Genomic DNA, 24,436 nt, shown 5'->3' with positions numbered 1-24,436 from the left:
ATATGGAAATAAATAAATCAGAATGTACATGTAGTAAATGTGGATACACATTCGAGGAGTTAAGAGATGAATGTCTAATTATATGCCCACATTGTAAAAAAATAAAGAAGATACAGGAGTTTAATTTAATAGAAGGTTAAATTGTTAAGTAGTAGAAATTTTAATTTCCTACTACTTTTTAATAATATAAGGGATGAAACTTCATCCCTTATATTATTTCTGAGTCATCTGCTTTTTTTAATGTAAATTCAAATTTAACTCCATCTTCTGTATTATTTAGTGAATAAGAACTTTCATGTAGTGTTAAAATTCTCTTTACTATTGCAAGTCCAAGACCATTACTATTTTTAGAAGTAGTTCTAGCTTTATCGATTCTATAGAATTTAGTATATAAATTTTCTATTTCATCTTCAGGAATATAAGCACCTTTATTTTCAATAGAAATATTAATTAAAGTATCAGTACTAGCTACTTCTATAATCACTTCTTTTCCATTAGGAGTGTATTTAAGAGTATTACTTATAAGATTTGTAATAACTTGTTCTAATTGAAATACATCTCCAATTACATAACAGTATTCCAGGTCTGTTTTCAAATTTAATTTTATATCTTTTGAAGCAAATTCTAGTGAGAAGCTTTTTATAAGCTTTTGTATAAGTCTAAGTATATTAAATTTTTCTAAAGCTAGTTCTATATTTCCAGATTCAAGCTTTGAAAGTTCTAACATATTAGTTACTAATTTATTCATTTTATGTGATTCATCTATGATAGTATCTAGATAAATTAATGCATCTTTACCTGTTACGATTCCATCTTTAAGTCCTTCTGCATATCCTTCTATTATCCCAATAGGTGTTTTTAAATCATGAGAGACACTTGCAACAAAATCTTTTCTCATTTCTTCAAGTTTACGCTCTTTTTCGATATCTTCTTCTAACTTTTTATTTTTTTGCTTTAAATCATCTAAGGCGTTTTCAAGTGTAGAGGACAAAAAGTTTAATGTTGTAGCAAGATTACCAATTTCATCATCAGAAGTTGCTTCGCATTTAGCGGTAAAATCCATAGAGGACATTCTTTTTGCTACTTTATTTATATTTATCAATGGCTTAGAAATTAAATTTGCATATACTGATGATAAGAAAACAGCAATTATACTAAAGCCTAAAAATAAATATCCATAAAACTCTTTAGTTACACCAGCAGCTTCATTTATAGGCTGCATTGATGAAACAGATACAATAATTGAATCATTTTTTGAGTTTAATGACATAGGAGATAAAATGCCAATTTTCTTTGAATTACTTAATTTATTTTCAAAAATACTAGCTTGTGGTTTACCAGAAGTTAAAACTTGATTAACAAGATGTTTATCATTAATAAGTTCAGCACAAAATGAAGTTAAAACTTGAAAGTCATCCGTATTTTTACCGTAATTTGCCACAAATCTAATTTTGCCATCTAATGAAAGAATAAGAGCTTTAGAATCTGTTTCTTGCTCGAATCTAATTAGTGCCTCAGTTAAAAGATTTTCATCAGTATAATAAGAATTTAAAGTGCTAAATTTACTTGATTCTTTAATCATTCTATTTACTTTTCTATTTAAATAGAAATCTTCAAAAAATAAAATTTGAAATAACATGCTAAATATTAATAAAATAAATATTAATCCAAAAGTTATTAAAAATAATTTTTTTGATATGTTAAATTTATTTTTGTGCTTCAAATCTATATCCACTTCCTCTAACTGTAACTATATAAGAGGCTTTATTTCCAAGCTTTTCTCTAAGTCTTTTTATATTTGTATCAACAGTTCTTAAGTCTCCATAGTAATCTAATCCCCATACATTATCTAATATAGTATCTCTAGATAATGCAATTCCTTCATTGTCAGATAAATAAGATAATAGCTCAAATTCTTTTGGCGATAAATTTATAATTTCATTATTTACTTTAACTTCATGAGATAATTTATTTATAGTCAAACCATCATATTCATTTGATCCAGAAAAAGTATCTTCAGAAGTTCTCTTAAGTAAAGCTTTTACCTTAGCTATTAGTATTTTAGGTGAAAATGGTTTAGTTATATAATCATCAGCCCCCATTTCATATCCAAATAACTTATCTTCTTCTTGGCCTTTAGCAGTTAATAATATAACAGGAACTGTAGAAACCTTTCTTATCATTTCTAAAACTGTAATTCCATCAACCTTTGGCATCATGATATCTAATATGACTAAATCTATTTTATTGCTAATAAAAAAATTAAGTCCCTCATCTCCATCAGCAGCTTCAATAATGTTAAAGCCTTCTTTTAAAAAATAATCCCTTAGTAAAAATCTAATACGAGTTTCATCTTCAATTAATAAAATATTTTTTTGCATAAAACCCTCCTTATAATAAAATCTTTAATATAATTATAAATGTCAAGACTTGTGTGGTAAAGATTAATTGATCAAATTAAATAAAATGTAATATTTATATTGTTGTGTATTAAGTATATTTTTATATTAAAAAACAGTATTAATATTAAGATAAATTTCATAAAAATAAGTAAAGATAGAGATTAATTACTTTTAGAGTAAATTGTTCATGAATAATAAGTAATTATTTGATTTAAAAAGAGTAATAATGTAGATTCTTAGTTGAAACATATATATAATTATAGTATTGTATTTAGAATATAGTCATATTATATTTTTAATAATTAAGTAGTATGAAGAATGGATGGATTAATATGTTTAAATTGAATTTTGATGTTGAAAGACATTTTTTAGATAATGGATTAGAAGTTATAACAATTAAAAAAGATACAAAAATATCAGCTATAAATGTTGGTATTAAAGTTGGATCACTATATGAAAATATGAATGAAAAGGGAATTTCTCACTTTATAGAACATATGCTGTTTAAAGGAACAAAAAAAAGAAGTTATGAAGAATTAAATGATGAGTTAGAATTCTTAGGGGGAGAGTATAATGCATATACAGATTATACATCTACAGTATATACTATAAGTTGTTTGGAAGAGGAATTTAAAAATGCTATAGAAATATTAGGAGATATGATTATAAATCCTGCCTTTAATAAAGAAGAATTAGAAAAGGAAAGAGGAGTAATACTTGCAGAAATGAGAACTAGCAAGGATGATATTGAGGATTTAAGCTTTAAAAGAACAAATGAAGTAGCATTTAATAAAAGTCCATTAAAATATGATGTTGCAGGCATTGAAGCAAATGTAAGAAATTATGATAGATATGATTTAACTAGTTTTTATAAGAAGCATTATATTCCCAATAATGCTTTAGTTACAGTAGTATCTTCATATAATCATGATGAAGCGTTAAATGAAGTAAAAAAAGTTTTTAAAGGATGGGAATCTGGAGAAAAAATTAAAAAAAATATTTTAGAAGAAAAGAATATATGTAAGTCTATAACAACAACTAAATCTAATATAGAGCAAAATACAATAGTTTATTTATATACTTTCTATAATTTAAATAGAGATTTAGAACTTCCTCTTAGAATTTTAAATCATAGATTAGGAGAAAGTTCTAACTCACTTTTATTTAGGGAAGTTAGAGAAAAAAGAGGACTTGCTTATGATATTTATACAAGTATAGATATGACTAATAGTGTTAAGACTTTATATATCTATACAGCAGTTGGAGAGGAAGATCTTAATTCAGCTGTAAGTGCAATAAATGAAACAATATCTGGAGTTAAAAGTGGAAGTTTAGCAATTGGCGAAAGAGATTTAGAACTTATGAAAAAAGTTCATAAAACAGCTGTTATTTCAACTTTAGAAGATCCTTCAGAGTTATGCAATTATATGCTTCATCAAGGTTTAGATGGAGAGGACTTATATGAATTTGTTAAGGATATGGAAAAGCTACATTCTCTTGATATAAATAAAATTCAAGAAGTTGCTAGAGAGGTTTTAAGCAATCCAACAATTCATATATTAAAATCTTAAAATATTGGAGATAATTATGAATATTATTACAAAAATAGAGGTACAAAAGAGAAACAAAGAAAGAGTAAATATATATATTGATAATGAATATTCATTTTCTTTAAGTAATGAATTGGTATATAAAGAAGGTCTTAAGACAAATGAAAATATTGATTTAGAAAAAATAAAATCTATTGCTAAAGAAGATGATTATATAAAATGCAAGAATGCTGCACTTAAAATAGTAGAAAAATCATATAAGAGTGAAAAAGAATTGAAAAATAAACTTTTATTAAAAGGATATGATAATTTAACAATTGATAAAACTTTAAATTTTTTAAAAGAATATAACTTTTTAAGCGATACAAATTATGTAAAAATGTATGTTAAGGATAGAAGTAGACTACAAGGAAAAAAGAAGATAAAGTATGATTTAATAAAAAAAGGGATTAACGATAACCTTATAGAAGAAGAAATATCTAACATAGATGAAGATGAAGAAAGAGAAGTAGCATATAATATGGCATTAAAAAAGTATAATGTTTTATCAAAAAGAGAATCTGATAAATATAAGTTATCTCAAAAGATATATAGATTTTTATTATCAAAGGGATATGATTACGATATAGTATCATATGCTGTAAAAAGAGTAACAAGTACTGATGATATGTAGATTATTAAAAAGGAGAGACATTAATGGTTACATATTTACCTTATATTTTATGTGCTATATTAATGCTTTTTTCAATAAAGGGTAGTATACAAGGGGCTTTGGAAGAAGGAAGCGCTAAGTACTCTTTAAATAGATTAATTTATTATTTTTCTATTTTTATAACATTTTTAATTATGCTTACAAATTTAGATAAGATATATTTAGCTATATTGAAGTTCGTGAGTGATAATTCTAATGTTACTTTAGTAAATAATAATTTATTTAAAGCATTAGTATTAGGAATAGTTTTTTTAATTATACAAACTATAATTTACTGGATTTTAAAGTGTTTAAGTGAGCCATTAACAAAAGCTTATAAGTTGTTATTAAGCAAGGGTAAGTTAAGAATAGTATTATTTTCATCGCTTTTTGGATTTTTAAAAGGGCTTGTTATTATCTTAATAATGTTTATGGGAATAATAACCTATAATACAACCTTTGGAAGAAGCATGAAAATCAATTTATTTAACGGTATTAATGGATATAGTACTTTAGAAAGTATAATGTCAATAAATAAGCCTGTTTTATCTTACGATGATTTTAAAGAGTATATTCCTGCAAGTTCAAATGTAATAGTATATTATAATGGAGTTACTTTAGAAGATGGTATTAAATCATCAAAAGAGATAGATGAAAAGGCAACTGAAATAATAGGAAATGCTAAAAGTGATAGAGAAAAGGCAAAAAGGTTATATTCATGGATAGGATCAAATATAAAGTATGATTTTACAAAAGCAGAAAAAGCATTAGGACCTGAAGGTGTAACTAATAGTGGTGCAATTGAAGCTTGGAATACTAGAAGTGGAATTTGCTTCGATTATGCATGTCTTTATGTAGCTATGGCAAAATCAGTTGATTTAGGAAGCAGAATAGTAACTGGAGATGCATTTGACGGTCAAAATTATGGGCCGCATGCATGGAATCAGGTATATCTTGCAGATGAGGGGATTTGGATTAATGTTGATCCAACATTTTATTTAGCAGGAGATTACTTCGATAATAAAGATTTTAATGAAGATCATTTAAATGCTCAAATAGCAGGTGAATGGCTTTAAACATATAAGTTAAAAAGCATTATAACCTTAAATAGGTTATAATGCTTTTTTGTTTTTAGACATTATTAAATTTATTGCTTTTTCACAATCGGTATCAGAACTATCTAAAGACCAAGCTATGTTGAAATAAATTAATGCTTTTTTTATTTCTTCTTTCATTGCATAACAATATGCTAAGTTAAAGAAATATTTGCTTTCTTGCTGCATAGCAAGAGCTTTCTTTATCATTGTTATTGCTGAATCAAAATCCTTAAGTTTTATATAACAAACTCCACAGTTATAGTAAGAGCAAGTCGTACTTTCATTGTTTTCAATTGCCATGGTGTAATATTCAATTGCTTTTTTATATTCTTTAAGATTATAGTATTTATTACCTTCATTAAAGTAATTCATTTTTACCTCCAAGTGATAATTATATGTATATAAGTTGTAATAAATATCCTTCATTTAATTAAAATATTTTTATAGTTTATGGTATTTAAGTAAAGTTATTATTTTAGCAACTTATATAAAAAATTAAATAATATATGATTTCAATTTTGATATTTTACTTAAATAAGACTATTAACTTTTAATTTTATAACACTATAATTATGAAGATTATTAATTGAAACATATATTTAAATTATTGACAGCTGAATAAGTTAATATTCAATATATGAATTTTAAAAGAAAGTGTAGCAGAATTTAGAAATTTTTAAAGAAAATATATTGATAATTAATACAATTAAAAAATAAAATTCGACAAAGTTTGTAAATTTGACTTTATTTTTTTATATTTCTCTAATATAATATATTTATGTTTTTTAGTAACGGATTTTAAAGAGCAGGAGAGATGGTATGTGTAATAATAATCCTTATATATTAGTATTAGGAGCGTCAATAGTAGATATAATAGGTTTTAGTAGAAAAAAATATCATGAAAGAGACTCAATACCAGGAAATATTAAAATATCTTTAGGTGGAGTATGTAGAAACATTGCTGAAAACTTAGCAAGAGTTAATGTTAATACAGAATTCATTTCTATTTTAGGTGGAGATGATCAAGGAAGAAATATTCTAGAAAATTCAAAGCTAATAGGATATAATATGGAACACTCATTGATTTTAGAAGATGAGTATACACCAACATATATGGCAATTTTAAATGAACACGGAGAAATGGAATCTGCTATAGTTGATATGGACAGCTTAGATAAGATGGAATCTTCTTTTATTGATTCTAAATCTCATATAATTGAAAATGCCGAATATACAATATTAGATTCTGATAACCCAGAACTTTTAGAATATATTTTAACTACTTTTAAAGGTAAAACTAAATTTGTTTTAGATCCAGTTTCAGCTACAAAAGCAGAGAAAATAAAACATTTAATAAAATATTTTCATACTGTAAAGCCAAACAGATTGGAAACTGAAGTTTTATGCGGATTTAAAATTGAAAATGATGATGATTTAAAAAGAGCAGGAGATTATTTCTTGTCCTTAGGAGTTAAAAATGTATTTATAAGTCTTGATGCTGATGGAATATATTATAAAAACTCTAAGGAAGAAGGAAAGATAGGTACTAGCAGTGTAGAAGTCAAAAATGTTACAGGTGCTGGTGATTCTTTTGTTGCTGGTGTTGGATATGGCTATATGAATAACCTTTCTATTAAGGATACTGTTAAATATGCTATTGCTATGTCAATAGTTACAATAACTCATGAAGAAACTATTAATCCAAGTATGAGTGAGGACTTTGTTAATGAGTTTATAAAAAATATGGAATGGATTGAAGGATAATAATAATTACATATTTTCACTTTCTTTCTTAAGATTTAATAAAATAAATAAATTTCTTTTACATAATCTAAGTATATAAGCTTGGAGGTGAAAGAAATGGGTAAGAAATCAAAGAATAGTCATAAGAAACATATTAATCATAATCCACAAGTGGAAAGTGTAAAAGCAGCTTTTGGAGAGCCAAAAGCAAAAGAGCATGATAAAAAAGATTTTATAATTTAGCAAATAATAAAAAGATGCTATAATATCATAGCATCTTTTTATTTATTTTATTATAAGGACAATATTGACAAAAATAATAATATATTATAAGATAACCTTACAAAATCATATTATAAAAGCAATGATAAAGAGGAGTAAGGAATACAATATATAAAGAGAATGAAGGTCATCGGCTGAAAGCCTTCTATATTAGAGTATCCTGAAGGTAGCTTTTGAGCATCTTTACTGAACTAAAGTAAGTAAAGGCGGCTTTCTTAGTCGTTAATAAATAAAGAGCTTAATATAAAAAAATTTATATTAAGAAAAAAGGTGGTACCGCGAGTCTTCGTCCTTTTGTGATGAAGGCTTTTTTTATTGCTTAAAATTAATAATCAAGATTATATAATTTTATTTTATTTCTAAATTACAAAAATGAATTTATAAATTAATTATGTGAATCTAAAGTATGAACCTTCAATTTAATACTTTATTACCATTTAGTACATATAATAAAGTTTATTAATTATCTTGATTATATAAAAATTTAATATGTAGTTAGTAAAGATTAATAAATTATTATATGAACCTTCAAATTATATAATAGAATTAAAATTAATATCTTTATTAAACTAGTTTTATTAATTTCAATAAAAGCAAATTTTTAGGTATCTATCTTCAATCTATATAAAGTAAAAAAAGGAGGCAAAAAGGATGTCTGAAAAGAAAAACTTAGCAACGACATACAATCCAAAGGAATTCGAAGAAAGAATTTATAAGCTTTGGGAAGAAAAAAAATACTTCACACCAATAATCGATAAAAATAAGAAGCCTTTTTCTATAGTTATGCCACCACCAAATATAACTGGAAAGCTTCATTTAGGTCATGCTCTTGATAATACACTTCAAGATATGCTTATAAGATTTAAAAGAATGCAAGGATACTGTACTTTATGGTTACCAGGACAAGACCATGCTTCTATTGCAACTGAGGTTAAGGTTGAAAATGAACTTTTAAAAGAAGGCTTAATTAAAAAAGAAATGGGAAGAGAAGCATTCTTAGAAAAGGTTTGGGAATGGGCTGATGAGTATAGAGATACAATAAGAACTCAATTAAAGAAAATGGGAGTTTCTTGTGACTTCTCAAGAGAAGCATTTACAATGGATGAAAATTTAAATAAAGCAGTTAGAACTGTTTTTGTTAAGCTATATAACGAAGGCTTAATTTATCAAGGAAATAGAATAACTAACTGGTGTCCAAAGTGTACTACAGCACTTTCAGATGCTGAAATAGAATATGAAGAAAAAGAAGGAAGCTTCTGGCATATAAATTATCCATTAGCTGACGGTAGTGGATATTTAGAAATTGCAACTACAAGACCAGAAACTTTACTTGGAGATACAGCTGTTGCTGTTAATCCAAATGATGATAGATTTAAATATCTTATAGGAAAAACATTAAAATTACCCCTAACAGATAGAGAAATTCCTATAGTTGGTGATGACTATGTAGATATTGAATTTGGAACTGGTGCTGTAAAAATAACTCCTGCTCATGATCCAAATGATTTCCAAGTAGGAGTTAGACATAACTTACCTCAAATAAGAGTTATGGATGATAATGGTGTTATTAATGAGCTAGGTGGAAAATACCAAGGATTAGATAGATATGAAGCTAGAAAGCAAATGGTTATCGATTTAGATGAGCAAGGTTTATTAGTTAAAGTTAAACCACATACTCATAATGTAGGTACTCATGATAGATGTGGAACTGTAGTTGAACCTATAATATCAAAACAATGGTATGTTAAAATGGAATCTTTAGCGAAACCAGCTATAGAAGCAGTAAAAAATAATGAAACTAAATTTGTTCCAGAAAGATTTGATAAAATATACTTCAATTGGATGGAAAATATTCAAGATTGGTGTATATCAAGACAATTATGGTGGGGACATAGAATCCCAGTTTGGTATTGTAATGATTGTAGAGAAATAATAGTTCAAGTAGATGCTCCAGAAACTTGCCCTAAGTGTGGATCAAAACATATGCATCAAGATGAAGATGTATTAGACACTTGGTTCTCCTCAGCTTTATGGCCTTTCTCAACTTTAGGATGGCCAAATGAAACGGAAGATCTTGAATATTTCTATCCAACAAATGTATTAGTTACAGGATATGATATTATCTTCTTCTGGGTTGCAAGAATGATATTCTCAGGAATACACAATATGGATAAAACTCCATTTGATACAGTTTTAATTCATGGAATTATAAGAGATTCTCAAGGTAGAAAAATGAGTAAATCTCTTGGAAATGGTGTTGATCCATTAGAAGTTATAGATGAATATGGAGCAGATGCTTTAAGATTTATGCTAGTAACTGGTAACTCTCCAGGAAATGATATAAGATATATTCCAGAAAGAGTTGAAGCAGCTAGAAACTTTGCAAATAAGATGTGGAATGCTTCTAGATTTGTTATGATGAATCTTGATAAAGAAGTAATGGATAAATATGATGATTGCAAAGAATATAGTTTAGCTGATAAGTGGATTCTTTCAAGAATGAATACTTTAGTTAAAGAAGTAACTGAAAACATGGAAAAATACGAACTTGGAATTGCTCTTCAAAAGGTATATGATTTCATGTGGACTGAATTCTGCGACTGGTATATTGAATTAGTTAAAGGCGTACTATATGGTGATGATGAAAAGCAAAAAGGTATAGTTTATAATGTTTTAAATGATGTTCTTAAAACTGGACTTAAGTTATTACACCCTGTAATGCCATTTATAACTGAAGAAATATATACTACTTTAACTGATGGTGATTCAATAGTAGTTTCAAATTGGCCAGAATACAATGAAAGATTAACTGATGAAAAGGCTGAAAAGGATATGGACTTTATAATTGAAGCTATAAAGGGGTTAAGAAATGTAAGAGCTGAAATGAATGTTCCACCATCAAGAAAAGCTAAAGTAATTAGCTATACCACAACTGAAGCAAAAGATGCATTTATTTCTGGGGTTCACTATATAGAAAAATTAGCATCTGCATCAGAAGTATCATTTATAGATGATAAAGCTATGGTTCCAGAAAATGCAGTATCACTAGTTGTTAAGGGTGGAGAATTATTTATGCCACTTTTAGATTTAGTAGATAAAGAAAAGGAACTTGAAAGATTAAATAAAGAAAAGAAAAAGCTAGAAGGCGAAGTAGAAAGAATAGATAAAAAGTTATCTAATCAAGGGTTCGTAGCTAAAGCACCACAAGCTGTAATTGATGGTGAAAAAGAAAAGAGAGAAAAATATCAAGAAATGCTAAATGCAGTTTTAGTTAGAATAGATACTTTAAAATAGAATATATTATTTTAAAATATTAAAATAATATTCATTGCTATACAACATTAAAAGAATTTATTTTATTATTAAAGAAGATTTTTGTTTCTAATTTAGAGTATTTGGTTTATAATATTTAAGATAAAAGATTTAATAAGATAAAAGGCATTAAAGGCTCTAGCTTAAGCTAGGGCCTTTAGTGTTTTTAAAACATTTGCAATATAGTATTAGCTAAAGTACTGCTAGGATCTTTTTCAATAACTTCTTCAGCAATTTTTATTGCATCATATGTTTTTATAAAGTTATTTGGAAGAGTTGAAAAAATAAGAAGCCATTCCTTATATTTAAGATTATTTTTATATTTTAATGCTTTATTTATATGATTAAATGCTAAATCCTCATATGATAAAGGTGTTAGGATAATAAAAACAAAATAAGACATTAAGTAATGAGCATATGCTAACTCATCATAAAGCTTTTCATCTTCAAAATAATTTATCTTATTAATTAACCAAAAATAAAAATTTGTTTGCATATAGTAATCGTAAGACTTAAGTTCTATTAACTTTTCTTCATCTATTTCCAAAATAGAGATTTTATCTAAATTTAACTTTAATGCTTCATTTAAATTGTTCATAATAAGCTCCTTCTTTAGGTTTTATATTTATTATTGTAAAGTACCTTAATATAAAATTCAATTAATAAAAAGTAATAAACTAAGATGCTATATTGACAAAAAAAATTAAAAGTGATAAAAGTAGGGTAATTAAGAGTTATTACACAAGTAAAAATGTATAATTTATAATGAATTCAAAAGCTTGTTAAAGTAATATAAATTTTGCAGTACATATTAAAGGAATTGAATTATTTACCATTATGAAGAAATAGGAGACATAAAAAATGAAAGATTTTAATATATGGTGGCAGCCATTTAAATCCTTAGGTGAAAAGAGTTTTATAAGAAATTTAATTGTAAGTTTATTAGTATTATTTTATTTGATATTTATACCAGTAGTAATGATAAATAAAATAAATATAGCAAATAGATTTTTAATAATTTTTACAATTATAATAAATGTTTTACTTATTATAATTGGATATTTTTCAGGTAAAAAGTTATGGAAAAAAGGCGAAAGCATTAAATAAATATTAAGTATAGAAAGAGTGAATTACTTATGACAGGATGGATAATTTATAATGGAACATTAAATATTCCTAAAATAAATAAGCTTGTAAAATCTTTAGTAACTGAAGGAAAAAATTTAAATGTAAAGTTAGAGGCAGTTAAAAATACGGAGATAATACCTACATACAATAATGAAGGAAAAGCTGAGCTTTTATATTTAAAAGAGCTTGAAAGCCCAAAATTTATTATATTTTGGGACAAAGATGTATTATTAGCAAGGCACTTAGAAAAGATGGGATTTAAGGTCTTTAATTCAAGTAAAGCCATTGAATATTGCGATCATAAGGGGTTAATGCATTTAGAACTTTCTAATAATGATATACAAATGCCAAGAACAATATTATCACCAATGATTTTTGATTATTTACTAAATAGTGAAGATTATTTAATAAAATGTTATGAGGAACTTGGCAAAGAAATAATAATAAAGGAATCAAAGGGTTCTTTTGGTATGCAGGTTTATTTAATAAAAGATAAAGAAGAGTTTATTAAAAAGGTTACAGAATTAAATAAAAGAAATGTAGACTTTATTATGCAAGAAAATATAAAAAGTAGTTATGGAAAAGATATAAGAGTAAATATCATAGGGAATAAAGTGATAGGGGCTATGCTTAGGGAATCTGATAAAGACTTTAGAGCTAATATATCTCAAGGTGGAAAAGGTAAATTAATAAACTTAACAACAGAACAAGAAGAGATTGCATTAAAAGCTCATAAGGTATTAGGTTTAGATTTTTCAGGCGTAGATTTATTATTTGGTGAAGATAATAAACCTATATTATGTGAAGTGAATTCCAATTTAAATTTTTTAAGCTTTGAAGAGCTTTGGGGAAAAAGTTTTGGAGCAGAAATATTAAAATATATATTAGAGGAATGTTTATGATAAAAGGGTTAGTTATTTATGATGAAATAGATGTAGAAAAAAATAAAAGCTATATAAATTGGTTAATAGAAGATGGAATAAAATACAATTTGGATTTGGAACTTATATTAACAAAAGATATAGATTACAAAATTGTAAATTCAAAATATAAATTTGCTATAAATAGATCTAGAAATTATAAAATAACTTATGATTTAGAATCATTAGGACTAATAGTTTTTAATAAATTTAATTTTTGCAGGCTTGGAAATGATAAGTTAGAAGCATATAATTTTATGGAAACTTTAGATATTAAATATCCAAAGATTTATAGAAGTATTGAAGAGTTAAATAGTAATAAAAAGATAATAGAAAAACCTAAAAATGGACATGGTGGAATAGGGGTTAATATATTAAAGGATTTTAAATCTTTAGATTTTAATAAAAATGTTTATCAAGAGTTTATTGAAGATTATGTTGGAGATATAAGGTTTTATATAATAAATAATAATATAGTTAATTCAGTAATTAGGCTTCCTAAAGAAGATGAAATCTTATCTAATTTTTCAAGGGGTGGCAATGTTGAATTATATAAATATTCATTTTTGCAAAAGGAGATATTAGAAAAGCTACTAAATAATATAGATATAGATTTTGGGGGAATTGATTTCTTACTTTTAGAAAATGGTGAAATATTATTCAATGAATTTGAAGATGCAGTTGGAAGTAGAATGTTAAGTTATTTAGGTGTAAATAATACTATGGAATTATTTTTAGAGCATATAAGAAAAAGTGTTAAAGGAATGAAATAGATATGAAGGATTTAAAGACAATAAAATATTTAGAGGAGCTAAGAGTATTAGGTTCAAATTATGGATTAGAACGTACAGAGAGATTATTAGAGTTGCTCGGAAATCCACATAAAAAACTAAAGCTTATACATATAGCTGGAACAAATGGAAAGGGATCAACTTCTTCTATATTAGGTAAAGTTTTAATTGAACATGGTTATAAAGTAGGATTTTTTAATTCACCACATTTAGAAGAAATAGAAGAAACAATAAGAATAAATGATGAGAATATATCAGAAGAGGATTTGGTATACTTATTAGAAGAAATAAAGCCATATGTTAATAAAGTAGTAGAAGAAGGATATAAGCATCCAACTGAATTCGAAGTATTAACATGTATTATGTTTTTATATTTATATAGACAAAAAGTTGATTTTGGAGTAATAGAAGTAGGCCTTGGAGGTAGGTTAGATTCAACAAATGTAATTAAACCAATTATATCAATAATAACATCTATAAGCTTAGATCATACAAATATTTTAGGAAATACAATACAAGAAATAACTAATGAAAAAGCAGGAATAATAAAAGAGGCAATTCCAGTTATAACTTGTAATCAAAAGGATGAAGCTTTTTATATTATAAAAAATAAAGCATTATTAACAAAATCTAAATTAACTATTGTAGATTCAAATGATTTTGTTTTTTTAGAAATAGTAAATGATGATATTCCTTATCAAAGAGTTTCAGTAAATTTTAATAATAATAAATACACTTTAGATTTAGCTTTGCTTGGAAAACATCAAATAATTAATTTATCTTTAGCAATTAAAGCATTAGAAGAGCTTGAAAAGTTAAATTATATAAAGGTAAATATTAATAAATTATATAAAGGCGTAAAAAATGTTAAATGGAAAGGAAGACTTGAGGTATTAAAGAAAGATCCATTTATAGTAATTGATGGAGCTCATAATATTGCAGGGATAGAATTTCTTAAAAGTAATATAGAGGAGTATTTTAAATATAAAAATTTATATTTAATACTTGGAATTTTAGCAGATAAAAATGTAGAAGAAATGGTTAAAATAATAGCACCAGTAGCTACTGAAGTGTACACTGTTACTGCAAATTCAATAAGAGCAGCTAGTGCAAATGAGTTAAAGGAAGTAGTATTGAAGTATAACAATAATTGTATTGCTTTTGATGATTATGACAAGGCAATAAAACTATCATTAAGTAAAGTAAATAAAGATGATTTAATAGTTGCAGCTGGTTCTCTTTATATGATAGGAGAAATAAGAAAGAAAATTAATAATATATAAGGTTACTTGTATATTTTCACTAAGTAATAATGTCAGATAACATAATACTTGCATATTTTATATTGAGGTGATTAATATGAAAATAGTGTTAGATTATGGACACTGTTTGTCGGGACCTGATACTGGAGCATCGGGAAATGGGTATAGAGAAGAAGTTTGTACAAGAGAGATTGGAAAAAAAGTTAGAGCTAAATTAGAGAATCTAGGACATTATGTTGTTGTTGTATCACCAGATTATGCTTTAAGTGTATCTGAAAGTTTAAGAATTAGAGTTTCTTCAGCTAATTCAGCAGCAGCAGATATTTCGCTTTCAATTCATTTAAATGCAGGTGGCGGACGAGGAACTGAAATTTATACAAAAGGTGGATCTACTCTTGTAGAGGCATCTAATATTTTAAAAGAAATGAATGTTATAGGATATATAAATAGAGGAATAAAAAATGGTAGTGAACTAGCTGTAGTTGGAGGAATAAGAACTAAATCAATGCTAGTAGAGTGTTGTTTTATTGATTCTAGTGATATGAATATTTATAACCCTGAAAGAATTGCAAATGCTATAGTAAAAGGATTAGTTGGACAAGAAGTGACAACGCCAACTGAACCAGAAGCACCAGTAAATCCACCTACAACTACACCAGGTACTGATAGATATTTAAATTTAAACAAATCAGTTAGTAGATGGAGAATATATCCTTTAAGTAAAGCTCCTATTATAGGAAATGAAGTAGGATTTTTAGCTCCATCAACTTATGGGGGATTATCATATAAAATACTAGGAAATCCACAAAGTAATGTATATACTATAAATACACAAACCTTTGGAAGAGTAAATATTTACGCGCCTAATGATAATGATAGTTCAATTACTACTAATGCTTTATATGGAGATAGCACAGTAGTTTCACCAGGAACACCAGGATCATCTGGAAGTCAATCATCAAGTAGAAGATATTTAAATTTAAATAAATCAGTTGCTACTTGGAGAGTATATTCATTAAATAGAGCACCTGTTATAGGAAATGAAGTAGGATTTTTAGCTCCATCAAGATATGGAGGATTATCTTATGAAATATTAGGGAATCCACAAAGCGACGTTTACACAATTAATACTGAAACCTTTGGGAGAGTAAATATATATGCTCCAAGAGACAATGACAGCAGTATTACAAATAATCCAATATATTAGATAAATTTTAGTGTAATTAGTAAAATTAATTTTACTAATTACACTTTTTTTATAAATTGCGAAGCAATTTATTCTTTAATTTTTTCACTATTTTGCTTTGCAAAATAATATATATTAGAAAATAGTAAATAATATTTAGTATAAATCAAATGCTAGTTTACTTTTTTGATAATAAATGTAACAATAATGATAATTTAAATTGAAAAGGTTTATTTGTTTTTAGAAATATGATAGTATTTTATTAATCATAAATTAAGGAGGCTTTTAACATATGGCAAAGCATTTACACATAATGGCTAATGAAGGAGCTATAGCAGAAACAGTACTATTACCAGGAGACCCATTAAGAGCTAAATTTATAGCTGAAAATTATTTGGAAAATCCTGTTTGTTATAATGAAGTTAGAGGAATGTATGGTTATACTGGTACATATAAAGGCAAAAGAATATCTGTACAAGGAACAGGAATGGGGTTACCATCACATTCTATATATGTAAATGAACTAATTCAATTTTATGGAGCAAAAAGACTTATCAGAATTGGATCAGCAGGATCCATGAATGAAGATGTTAATGTAAGAGATATAGTTTTAGCACAAAGTGCATCAACAAACTCAGCAATAAATAAAAGAAGATTTCAAGGTATGGATTATGCTCCAACAGCAAACTTTGATCTTTTATTAGAAGCATATAATAAAGGAAAAGAAAAGGGATTAAACATTAAAGTTGGTAATGTTTTATCTTCAGATTTATTCTATGATGATACTAATGTAGGAATAAAGTTATGGGCTGATTATGGTTGTTTAGCTGTAGAAATGGAATCAGCTGAGCTTTATACACTAGCAGCAAAGTTTGGAGTAGAAGCGTTATCTATACTTACAATTTCTGACCATATATTTAAAGGTATAGAAACTAGTCCTGAAGAAAGACAAAAAAGCTTTACTGATATGATGGAAATAGCATTAGAGCTAGCAAAATAATTTTAATAATTTAAGTGAGAGAATTGTATCAAAATAAATTTTGATATTAGCCGATAAAAAGGGAAGCTCTAAATTCGAGCTTCCCTTTTTGCGCATATATAAATTAATTAATATGTATCAATAAATAAAAGTTATATTTTAGATTATAAGTTTTAAATATGATAAATAATAATATAGAATTATGTTATTTGATAAGATTAGATTATTAAAAATATAAATTTTAAATTTACAAACATATTAGGAAAGAAGTTGATTAATTTGATTGATGTATCACTATTAGGATGTGGTGGTGGAATGCCTATGCCAAAAAGAAATTTATCTTCTTTATTTATAAATTATAAAGGAAGAAAAATACTAATAGATTGTGGTGAAGGTACACAGGTAGCAATAAGAAGAATGGGACTTGGATTTAAGGCAATAGATTTAATACTTATAACTCATTGTCATGGTGATCATATTGTTGGACTTCCAGGACTTCTTTCAACCATAGGAAATAGTGGACGAGAGCATCCTTTAACTATAATTGGACCGATAGGAATTACAAATGTAGTAAATAGCCTTAGAGTTATTGCACCATATTTACCTTATGATTTAAATATAATAGAAAATCCCAATGAATTATATTTTAATGTGAAAAAGGATTTAATTGAATTAGATATAAATGATAAAAGTGATTTAATAGTAAGGACTTTAGAACTTGAACATTCATCACCTTGCCTTGGATATAATTTTTATTTTAAAAGAAAAAGAAAGTTTGATATAGATAAAGCTATTAAAAGTAATGTACCTAAAATGTTGTGGAATAAATTACAAAAAGAAGAAGAAGTGATTTATGATGGGATTCAATATGATTACACAATGGTTTTAGGAGAAGAAAGAAAAGGAATTAAAGTAAGCTTTATTACAGATACAAGACCAATAAATAGTATTGTTAGATTCATAGAAAATAGTGATTTGTTTATTTGTGAAGGTACTTATGGAGATGATAAAGATATAGAAAAGGCTATAAAAAATAAACATATGACTTTCAGAGAAGCAGCTGGCTTAGCGAGTAATGGTGATGTGTGTGAAATGCTTTTAACTCATTTTAGTCCAGCTATGTTAAATCCAAATGAGTATTTAGAAAATGCTACTGAAGTTTTTAGTGAAGTAATAATTGGAGAAGATGAAATAACAAAAACCTTAAAGTTTACAGAGTAAGCTCTAAGGTTTTGATAAAGTTAATTACTTGAAGCAGCAGCGGCTGCGGCTGCAGATGTGGCAGCAGTTGCTGCTGCTATTTGCATTATAATAACTATATTTAAAGATATATTGTTAGTTGTTTCAATTAACTTTTCTTTGATTAAAGAATTAGTGTCTTCTATAGATTCTAATGATAGTAAAGAAGCTATAATCATATTTCTCACAGATCGGCCTAAAGTAAAGCTTCCAAATCCACTTTGTTTCTTTAATGAATTATTTATTGAATTTAAGTCAGTAGCAAATTTTTCATAATCAGCATTAGTAAGAGCTGCAACTCCTAAAATTGGTAAAGAATAGCCTTTTAATGGAACAGAGTGTTTCCTTAAAACTTTATCCAATAAAATAACTTTATTACATTTTTCTTGTGATAATCCTTCAAAAAGTGAAAGTATATGAGACAAAGCTTGAAGGTTATTTCCACTATAAAAACTATTACTTCTTAAAATATTATAGCATTCTTCCATATCTATAAATGTTTGATCTAAGTTATTTGAAGTTGTTGCAATGAGAGCTGCAGCACAAATATCATCTTGTCCAGTTAAAAACAAATGATTTTTTTTCATAGTGTCATAGGCTTTTCTAGTATTTATAACTATTAAATCAATATCATTTGTATTTTTGTAATTGTATATTATTTGGGCTGCTAAAACTAAAAATTGATTGTTTAAGAAATAATTTTTTAATTTGCCATATATAATCATAATATCATTAAAGCTTTCTTCTGGATTAGGTTGCATTGATAAATTAACAGCAGTAGTTAAAAGATTATTTCCTCTGAAGTTAGAAAATATAGAGGAATTATTTTTTATTATATGTATACAGTGATTAATTTTTTCTACATTTGCATTAATATTTCTTAATGTTAAATTTAGTGCGTTACATCTCTTAAATGTACCCATGCCAAAAGTAGATTTTACATTTTCTAAGCTATTACTATTCTTAATTAGTAACTCAATTTTATTTCCTATCATAAATTTTCATCCCCTTTAAAGCTATATAATAATATTATATAGATAAAACAAAACAATATCAATATAAAAACTGCTTTATATAATAAAAAATAACTCATAAAGAGGTGATGGTATTGTTTAGATTGACATTGAGTATACTAAGATTAATGTTATAATGGTAATATATAGTAAAGTGTGGAGGAGTAGATAAAATGAGAAGAAGTAATAAAATTAAATTAAGTATTTTCTTTATAGCTACTATATTTTTTATATTTACAGGCTGTAAAGCAAAAGTAGAAGAAGATGTAATTCAAGATACCGAAAGAAAAGAAATATCAATAGTTGTTCCAAATGGAGTTCCGTCTACAGCAATTTCAAAATTAATAAAAGAAAATATACAGGTTAATGATAATTATGCTATTAGTTATTCTATAGAAAATACATCAGATACATTAGCAACTTCGGTTATGAAAGGCGAACCAGATATAGCAATAGTTCCATCTAATCTAGCAGCACAAGCATATAATAAAGGATTAGGTTATAAGTTAGTTGGAACAACAGGATATGGAGCTTTGTACTTGGTTTCAACTGAAGGAAAAATAGAGTTTAATGATATAAAAGGAAAAGAAGTGTATAACATAGGGAGTGGACTAACTCCAGATATAGTTTTTAAAGCTTTATTAAAGGAAAGTGGAATATTAAATGATGTAACTTTAAGTTATGTAGGAGGAGCTACAGAATTAGCACCAGCAATATTAAGTGGTAAGGCTAAGTATGCTGTGGTACCTGAACCAGCATTAACTACTATATTAAGCAAAAATCCTAATATAAAAATAATAGCTAGTTTAAATGATTTATGGAAAGAAAAATTTAATAGTAAAAATGGATTTCCACAAGCAAGTATAATAGTAAAAGAAGAAATAATAAATAATGATAAGGATTTTCTTAATGAACTTATAGATAAGGTAAATAACTCTATTCAGTGGGTAAATGAAAATAATAAAGAAGCTGCAGATTATTCAGTAGAAAATGGATCACAAGTAGAAGCTCCTATAATAGAGAAATCAATAAAAAATAGCAATATAAACTTTTCAAATGCAGCAGATAGTAAGCAAGATTACTTAGAGTATTTTAAGGTTTTAGAAAATGAAAATGCAAAATCAATAGGAGAAAAGATACCAAATGAAGACTTCTTCTATGAAGGATAAAAAGATTATATTCATGTCGCTACTTATAATAGTAGTGATATGGATATTTTTATCCAATAAAATTAATAATTCTATTTATTTGCCTAAAATAAGTGAAATAATAAATGAAATATTAAGGATAATAAAAGAAAAGAACTTTTTATTAAATATAATCAATTCATTGCTAAGAGGATTTATAAGCTTTTTTATAGCATTAATAATAGCAATAGTTTTAGGAATAGTTTCTGGATTTAATAAATTTATATATAACTTTTTATATCCAATTAATTCAATATTAAAATCTATACCAACAATAGCATTTATATTAATAGCACTAATTTGGTTAAATAAAAATTATGCATCCTATTTGATAGGAATAATTATAGCGTTTCCTATTTTATATGAAACAACTGTGAATTCGATTTTAAATGGAAATAGTGAATTAAATGAGATGGTTGAATCTTTTGAGGTTAGTTTTTTCGATAAGCTTTTAAGTATACATATTCAAGCAATAATCATTAGCATTTCATCTATAGTGACATCAACATTTTCTTTAGTCCTTAAAGTAGTAATAGCAGGGGAAGTTTATGGTCAACCATTATATGGAATAGGAACTGCAATACAAGGTGAGAAAATTAATTTTAATACATCAGGTATATTTGCGTGGATAATTATAGTAGCAATATTATGTTATATAAATGATAAGATCATTATATACTTTACAGGCAAGCTAATTAAGGGGAGGAGGTATATAGTTGATTAAATTTAACAAAGTTAATATAAGGTTTGAGGACAGAGTTTTATATGATGATTTTTCAATAGATTTTGAAGAAAATACTGTAAACTTTATAATGGGAGAATCAGGTATAGGTAAGAGCACTTTAACTAAATATATAAAAGATATATTACTTTCAAAGGGAAATAAAGTAAGTGTTGTTTTTCAAGAAAGTAGATTAATACCTTGGAAAAATGTATATAAGAATTTAGATATTGTGATTAAAAATAAATTAAGTAAAGATGAAAGAAAAGCAAAAATTAATGATATATTACAAAAGCTGAACTTATTAAATTGTAAATATTTATATCCACATGAGTTAAGTGGTGGTATGAGGCAAAGAGTAAATATAGCTAGAGCTGTGATATATGATGCTGATATTTTTATCATGGATGAGCCTTTTAAAGGCTTAGATAAGGCAAATAAAGAAAATATTATTAAATATATAAAACAATATTTTTATGATAATAAAAAAACAGCTATAATTATAAGTCATGACATAAACGAAGCAAAAGAGTTTACAAAGAAGATAATTTTTTTAAAGAACGAGCCTGTAAAAAAAGAAATAATTGAAGTTTAAAAGAAGTGAGATTATTAAATAGAGTAATATAGATATAGGATAGTTAGTGTAATAACTAATAAATCCTATATCTTTTTTTATTATATTTTAAAAAACATGGAAAAACATATTTAAACAATTTGTTAATTATATAACAATCAATTATAAAACTGTGATAATCATCACAGTTTTTAGCGATAGTTAATGATAAAATTAAAAATCATAAAATAATATAACGAGTTTAAAAATTATGAATTGGAGATGTAAGTTATATGAAAAAAATTCAATCAACTTGTAATTTATGTGCTTTAGCATGTAACATAGATTTCTATGTAGATAATGGTAAGATTCAAAAGGTTTCACCTACTGTTGATTATCCAGTAAATAAGGGGTTTTGTTGTATTAAAGGATTAAACTTAGATAAGCAACAAACAAAAATTAAAGCAAGAAAATCCCCTTTATTAAGAGATGAAAATGGAGAAATGAAAGAAATATCTTGGAATAAAGGCTTTGAAGTTTTTGCTAAAAAAATGACTGAAATTCAAGCTAAATATGGTAAAGAAAGTGTTGCATATATTAGTACTGGGCAAATGACAACTGAAGAAATGGCGTTGCTTGGACATGTAGGAAGAAATTACATGGGTATGCATGGAGATGGAAATACAAGATTATGTATGGCGACATCAGTTGTAGCGCATAAGCAAAGTTTTGGTTTTGATGCTCCTCCTTATACTTTAAATGATGCTGAACTTTCAGATACTATAATTTTAATTGGAGCTAATCCAGTTATAGCACATCCAGTTTTTTGGGGAAGAATAAGAAAAAATAAGGATGCAAAAATAATAACAGTTGATCCAAGAAAATCAGAAACAGCAATAAATTCTCATATGTGGGTAGATATTAAACCTAAATCTGATTTAGTTCTATTATATACATTAGCAAATGTATTAATTCAAAATGGTTGGATTGACAAAAAATATATAGACGAGCATACAGAGGGATACGAAGACTTTAAAAATCATGTTTCTAAATTTACTTTAGATAATGTAGAAGAAGAAACAGGAATATCTAAAGAAAGAGTTTTAGAACTAGCAGAAATAATACATAATGGGAAAAGAGTATCATTTTGGTGGACAATGGGTGTAAACCAAGGATATCAAGCAGTAAGAACTGCACAATCTATAATAAACTTAGCACTGATCACTGGAAATATCGGTAGACCAGGAACAGGTGCAAATTCATTAACTGGTCAATGTAATGCTATGGGATCAAGAGCGTTCAGCAATACAGCAGGACTATATGGCGGTGGAGATTTTGATAATAAAGTAAGAAGAAAAGCTGTAGCGGAAGCCTTAGAAGTTGACGAAAGTGTATTAGCAACTAAGCCAACGCTTCCTTATAACGTTATAATAGAAAAAGCAATTGCAGGAGAAATTAAGGGATTATGGGTAATATGTACAAACCCAAGACATTCATTTACAAATAATGATGAATTTAAAAAAGCAGTAGAAAATTTAGATTTCTTAGTTGTACAAGATATATATGAAGATACTCACACTGCACAGCTTTGTGATTTATATTTACCTTCAGTTCCAGCTATAAAGAAAGAAGGAGTTCTTATTAATACTGAGCGTAGATTGTCAAAAGTTAATCCAGTAATACCAAAAGAAGAGGGCGAATTATCTGATTTTGAAATATTCTTAAATATAGGTAAAGCGTTAGGTATGGGAAGTTTACTTGATAATTGGAAAACTCCAAGAGACGTATTTGAATTATTAAAAAAATGTTCTAAAGGAATGCCTTGTGATATAACAGGAGTTACTTATGAAATGTTAGAAGGCAAAAATATGGAAGGCTCAAGAGGAGTTCAATGGCCATTCAAAGAAGGACAAGTTATAGAAGAGGATGAAAGAAGACTTTATGAAGATGGAAATTATTATACACCATCAAAAAAGGCTAAGTTCCATTTTGAAGATATAGCAGAAAATCCAACAGAGACCTCAAAAGAATTTCCTTATATATTAAATACAGGAAGAGGAACTGTAGGACAATGGCATACTCAAGTTAGATCTAGAGAAATAGAACATAATAAAATTTATAGAAAAGAATCATATGTTTTAATGAATCCAGAGCTAGCAAGAGAGTTAAATATTAATGAAAATGAGAGAGTTAATATAACTTCACAAAATGGTAATACTAATGAGTTTAATGTTGTTTATTCAGAAAATGTGAAAAAGGATCATATATATGCACCTATGCATTATATTGAAACAAATTCTCTAACTCCTTCAGTTTATGATCCTTATTCAAAAGAACCATCTTTTAAAACTGTTGCAGTAAATATTTTTAAAAAATAGGG

23 protein-coding genes and 1 other annotated feature are annotated in these 24,436 nt (G+C 26.4%); of the genes, 18 read left to right on the top strand and 5 right to left on the bottom strand.

Annotated features, from left to right (window positions below):
* Positions 1-2 precede the first annotated feature (2 nt).
* Positions 3-140 (top strand): FmdB family zinc ribbon protein, encoded by a 138-nt coding sequence (locus tag J2Z25_RS09630; RefSeq protein ID WP_008679335.1) that lies wholly within the window; start codon positions 3-5, stop codon positions 138-140.
* A 68-nt stretch (positions 141-208) separates the two neighbouring features.
* Here J2Z25_RS09630 and J2Z25_RS09625 read toward each other — a convergent pair whose 3' ends face one another.
* Together J2Z25_RS09625 and J2Z25_RS09620 are read right to left on the bottom strand one after the other, a co-directional pair.
* A complete protein-coding gene (locus J2Z25_RS09625; protein WP_083854793.1) occupies positions 209-1,639 on the bottom strand; it encodes a HAMP domain-containing sensor histidine kinase in 1,431 nt (476 codons plus the stop codon).
* A gap of 67 nt (positions 1,640-1,706) precedes the next feature.
* Positions 1,707-2,381, bottom strand: a complete 675-nt coding sequence (locus tag J2Z25_RS09620) for a response regulator transcription factor (protein WP_097032857.1) — start codon at positions 2,379-2,381, stop codon at positions 1,707-1,709.
* A gap of 353 nt (positions 2,382-2,734) precedes the next feature.
* Here J2Z25_RS09620 and J2Z25_RS09615 point away from each other — a divergent pair, with 353 nt between their 5' ends.
* From J2Z25_RS09615 to J2Z25_RS09605, 3 genes are read left to right on the top strand one after another with little or no spacing between them, the layout of a single operon-like run.
* Positions 2,735-3,973, top strand: a complete 1,239-nt coding sequence (locus J2Z25_RS09615) for a M16 family metallopeptidase (RefSeq protein WP_209740128.1) — start codon at positions 2,735-2,737, stop codon at positions 3,971-3,973.
* 16 nt (positions 3,974-3,989) lie between these two features.
* Positions 3,990-4,625: a recombination regulator RecX gene (gene recX / locus J2Z25_RS09610; protein ID WP_209740126.1), complete on the top strand. Its 636-nt coding sequence runs from the start codon at positions 3,990-3,992 to the stop codon at positions 4,623-4,625.
* Positions 4,626-4,648: 23 nt separating this feature from the next.
* Positions 4,649-5,719 (top strand): transglutaminase-like domain-containing protein, encoded by a 1,071-nt coding sequence (locus J2Z25_RS09605; RefSeq protein WP_209740124.1) that lies wholly within the window; start codon positions 4,649-4,651, stop codon positions 5,717-5,719.
* 36 nt (positions 5,720-5,755) lie between these two features.
* Here the strand turns inward: J2Z25_RS09605 and J2Z25_RS09600 are convergent, their stop codons facing one another.
* Positions 5,756-6,112, bottom strand: coding sequence for a tetratricopeptide repeat protein (locus J2Z25_RS09600; RefSeq protein ID WP_142690218.1), 357 nt, complete (start codon positions 6,110-6,112; stop codon positions 5,756-5,758).
* A 447-nt stretch (positions 6,113-6,559) separates the two neighbouring features.
* On the opposite strand from J2Z25_RS09600, the gene J2Z25_RS09595 reads away from it, so the two are divergent.
* From J2Z25_RS09595 to J2Z25_RS09590, 3 genes are all read left to right on the top strand, one after another.
* Positions 6,560-7,504 carry a carbohydrate kinase family protein gene (locus tag J2Z25_RS09595; RefSeq protein WP_008679327.1) on the top strand — a complete coding sequence of 315 codons (945 nt, stop codon included), beginning with the start codon at positions 6,560-6,562 and terminating at the stop codon, positions 7,502-7,504.
* 96 nt (positions 7,505-7,600) lie between these two features.
* Positions 7,601-7,726 carry a CPC_1213 family protein gene (locus tag J2Z25_RS18795; RefSeq protein WP_008679326.1) on the top strand — a complete coding sequence of 42 codons (126 nt, stop codon included), beginning with the start codon at positions 7,601-7,603 and terminating at the stop codon, positions 7,724-7,726.
* A gap of 112 nt (positions 7,727-7,838) precedes the next feature.
* Positions 7,839-8,062, top strand: a binding site (T-box leader).
* 354 nt (positions 8,063-8,416) lie between these two features.
* Complete coding sequence (locus tag J2Z25_RS09590; protein WP_209740122.1) at positions 8,417-11,059, top strand: valine--tRNA ligase; 2,643 nt, start codon at positions 8,417-8,419, stop codon at positions 11,057-11,059.
* A 184-nt stretch (positions 11,060-11,243) separates the two neighbouring features.
* On the opposite strand, the gene J2Z25_RS09585 is transcribed toward J2Z25_RS09590, so the two are convergent.
* Positions 11,244-11,675 carry a hypothetical protein gene (locus tag J2Z25_RS09585; RefSeq protein WP_209740121.1) on the bottom strand — a complete coding sequence of 144 codons (432 nt, stop codon included), beginning with the start codon at positions 11,673-11,675 and terminating at the stop codon, positions 11,244-11,246.
* Positions 11,676-11,938: 263 nt separating this feature from the next.
* Between J2Z25_RS09585 and J2Z25_RS09580 the strand changes: the two genes are divergently transcribed.
* The 7 genes from J2Z25_RS09580 (at position 11,939) to J2Z25_RS09550 (ending at position 18,564) form a co-directional block, all read left to right on the top strand.
* Positions 11,939-12,184 carry a hypothetical protein gene (locus J2Z25_RS09580; protein WP_008679323.1) on the top strand — a complete coding sequence of 82 codons (246 nt, stop codon included), beginning with the start codon at positions 11,939-11,941 and terminating at the stop codon, positions 12,182-12,184.
* Positions 12,185-12,213: 29 nt separating this feature from the next.
* Entirely contained in the window at positions 12,214-13,107 is an 894-nt protein-coding gene (locus tag J2Z25_RS09575; RefSeq protein ID WP_111927852.1) for a RimK family alpha-L-glutamate ligase, read from the top strand.
* A complete protein-coding gene (locus J2Z25_RS09570; RefSeq protein WP_209740120.1) occupies positions 13,104-13,898 on the top strand; it encodes an ATP-grasp domain-containing protein in 795 nt (264 codons plus the stop codon). Before J2Z25_RS09575 ends, J2Z25_RS09570 begins: the two co-directional genes overlap by 4 nt.
* Before the next feature lie 2 nt (positions 13,899-13,900).
* Positions 13,901-15,199: a bifunctional folylpolyglutamate synthase/dihydrofolate synthase gene (locus J2Z25_RS09565; protein ID WP_209740119.1), complete on the top strand. Its 1,299-nt coding sequence runs from the start codon at positions 13,901-13,903 to the stop codon at positions 15,197-15,199.
* Between the two features lie 76 nt (positions 15,200-15,275).
* Positions 15,276-16,385 carry an N-acetylmuramoyl-L-alanine amidase gene (locus J2Z25_RS09560; protein ID WP_209740118.1) on the top strand — a complete coding sequence of 370 codons (1,110 nt, stop codon included), beginning with the start codon at positions 15,276-15,278 and terminating at the stop codon, positions 16,383-16,385.
* A gap of 271 nt (positions 16,386-16,656) precedes the next feature.
* On the top strand, positions 16,657-17,364 hold the full coding sequence (deoD, locus tag J2Z25_RS09555) for a purine-nucleoside phosphorylase (protein WP_008679315.1): 708 nt from the start codon (positions 16,657-16,659) through the stop codon (positions 17,362-17,364).
* Between the two features lie 258 nt (positions 17,365-17,622).
* Positions 17,623-18,564 carry a ribonuclease Z gene (locus tag J2Z25_RS09550; RefSeq protein ID WP_209740196.1) on the top strand — a complete coding sequence of 314 codons (942 nt, stop codon included), beginning with the start codon at positions 17,623-17,625 and terminating at the stop codon, positions 18,562-18,564.
* A gap of 20 nt (positions 18,565-18,584) precedes the next feature.
* Here J2Z25_RS09550 and J2Z25_RS09545 read toward each other — a convergent pair whose 3' ends face one another.
* On the bottom strand, positions 18,585-19,577 hold the full coding sequence (locus J2Z25_RS09545; protein WP_209740117.1) for a DUF4003 family protein: 993 nt from the start codon (positions 19,575-19,577) through the stop codon (positions 18,585-18,587).
* A 191-nt stretch (positions 19,578-19,768) separates the two neighbouring features.
* Between J2Z25_RS09545 and J2Z25_RS09540 the strand changes: the two genes are divergently transcribed.
* The 4 genes from J2Z25_RS09540 to J2Z25_RS09525 all read left to right on the top strand — a co-directional run bounded on the left by J2Z25_RS09540 (position 19,769) and on the right by J2Z25_RS09525 (position 24,434).
* On the top strand, positions 19,769-20,764 hold the full coding sequence (locus J2Z25_RS09540; RefSeq protein ID WP_209740116.1) for an ABC transporter substrate-binding protein: 996 nt from the start codon (positions 19,769-19,771) through the stop codon (positions 20,762-20,764).
* Positions 20,739-21,506, top strand: coding sequence for an ABC transporter permease (locus tag J2Z25_RS09535; RefSeq protein WP_209740115.1), 768 nt, complete (start codon positions 20,739-20,741; stop codon positions 21,504-21,506). Before J2Z25_RS09540 ends, J2Z25_RS09535 begins: the two co-directional genes overlap by 26 nt.
* Entirely contained in the window at positions 21,499-22,098 is a 600-nt protein-coding gene (locus J2Z25_RS09530) for an ATP-binding cassette domain-containing protein (protein ID WP_209740114.1), read from the top strand. Before J2Z25_RS09535 ends, J2Z25_RS09530 begins: the two co-directional genes overlap by 8 nt.
* A gap of 251 nt (positions 22,099-22,349) precedes the next feature.
* Positions 22,350-24,434 carry a molybdopterin oxidoreductase family protein gene (locus J2Z25_RS09525; RefSeq protein WP_209740113.1) on the top strand — a complete coding sequence of 695 codons (2,085 nt, stop codon included), beginning with the start codon at positions 22,350-22,352 and terminating at the stop codon, positions 24,432-24,434.
* Positions 24,435-24,436: the final 2 nt, after the last annotated feature.

Origin of the sequence: Clostridium tertium (assembly GCF_017873245.1) — a bacterium.
GTDB classification, from domain to species: Bacteria; Bacillota; Clostridia; order Clostridiales; family Clostridiaceae; genus Clostridium; species Clostridium tertium.
The sequence above is the reverse complement of the archived record's forward strand: the minus strand, read 5'-3'. Positions and strand labels throughout refer to the sequence as shown.

What these genes read in the sequence shown, in the direction of transcription:
- J2Z25_RS09630 (WP_008679335.1), top strand. Translation starts at nt 3, where the DNA reads ATGGAAATAAATAAATCAGAATGTACATGTAGTAAATGTGGATACACA.
- J2Z25_RS09625 (WP_083854793.1), bottom strand. Translation starts at nt 1,639, where the DNA reads ATGTTATTTCAAATTTTATTTTTTGAAGATTTCTATTTAAATAGAAAA.
- J2Z25_RS09620 (WP_097032857.1), bottom strand. Translation starts at nt 2,381, where the DNA reads ATGCAAAAAAATATTTTATTAATTGAAGATGAAACTCGTATTAGATTT.
- J2Z25_RS09615 (WP_209740128.1), top strand. Translation starts at nt 2,735, where the DNA reads ATGTTTAAATTGAATTTTGATGTTGAAAGACATTTTTTAGATAATGGA.
- recX (WP_209740126.1), top strand. Translation starts at nt 3,990, where the DNA reads ATGAATATTATTACAAAAATAGAGGTACAAAAGAGAAACAAAGAAAGA.
- J2Z25_RS09605 (WP_209740124.1), top strand. Translation starts at nt 4,649, where the DNA reads ATGGTTACATATTTACCTTATATTTTATGTGCTATATTAATGCTTTTT.
- J2Z25_RS09600 (WP_142690218.1), bottom strand. Translation starts at nt 6,112, where the DNA reads ATGAATTACTTTAATGAAGGTAATAAATACTATAATCTTAAAGAATAT.
- J2Z25_RS09595 (WP_008679327.1), top strand. Translation starts at nt 6,560, where the DNA reads ATGTGTAATAATAATCCTTATATATTAGTATTAGGAGCGTCAATAGTA.
- J2Z25_RS18795 (WP_008679326.1), top strand. Translation starts at nt 7,601, where the DNA reads ATGGGTAAGAAATCAAAGAATAGTCATAAGAAACATATTAATCATAAT.
- J2Z25_RS09590 (WP_209740122.1), top strand. Translation starts at nt 8,417, where the DNA reads ATGTCTGAAAAGAAAAACTTAGCAACGACATACAATCCAAAGGAATTC.
- J2Z25_RS09585 (WP_209740121.1), bottom strand. Translation starts at nt 11,675, where the DNA reads ATGAACAATTTAAATGAAGCATTAAAGTTAAATTTAGATAAAATCTCT.
- J2Z25_RS09580 (WP_008679323.1), top strand. Translation starts at nt 11,939, where the DNA reads ATGAAAGATTTTAATATATGGTGGCAGCCATTTAAATCCTTAGGTGAA.
- J2Z25_RS09575 (WP_111927852.1), top strand. Translation starts at nt 12,214, where the DNA reads ATGACAGGATGGATAATTTATAATGGAACATTAAATATTCCTAAAATA.
- J2Z25_RS09570 (WP_209740120.1), top strand. Translation starts at nt 13,104, where the DNA reads ATGATAAAAGGGTTAGTTATTTATGATGAAATAGATGTAGAAAAAAAT.
- J2Z25_RS09565 (WP_209740119.1), top strand. Translation starts at nt 13,901, where the DNA reads ATGAAGGATTTAAAGACAATAAAATATTTAGAGGAGCTAAGAGTATTA.
- J2Z25_RS09560 (WP_209740118.1), top strand. Translation starts at nt 15,276, where the DNA reads ATGAAAATAGTGTTAGATTATGGACACTGTTTGTCGGGACCTGATACT.
- deoD (WP_008679315.1), top strand. Translation starts at nt 16,657, where the DNA reads ATGGCAAAGCATTTACACATAATGGCTAATGAAGGAGCTATAGCAGAA.
- J2Z25_RS09545 (WP_209740117.1), bottom strand. Translation starts at nt 19,577, where the DNA reads ATGATAGGAAATAAAATTGAGTTACTAATTAAGAATAGTAATAGCTTA.
- J2Z25_RS09540 (WP_209740116.1), top strand. Translation starts at nt 19,769, where the DNA reads ATGAGAAGAAGTAATAAAATTAAATTAAGTATTTTCTTTATAGCTACT.
- J2Z25_RS09535 (WP_209740115.1), top strand. Translation starts at nt 20,739, where the DNA reads ATGAAGACTTCTTCTATGAAGGATAAAAAGATTATATTCATGTCGCTA.
- J2Z25_RS09525 (WP_209740113.1), top strand. Translation starts at nt 22,350, where the DNA reads ATGAAAAAAATTCAATCAACTTGTAATTTATGTGCTTTAGCATGTAAC.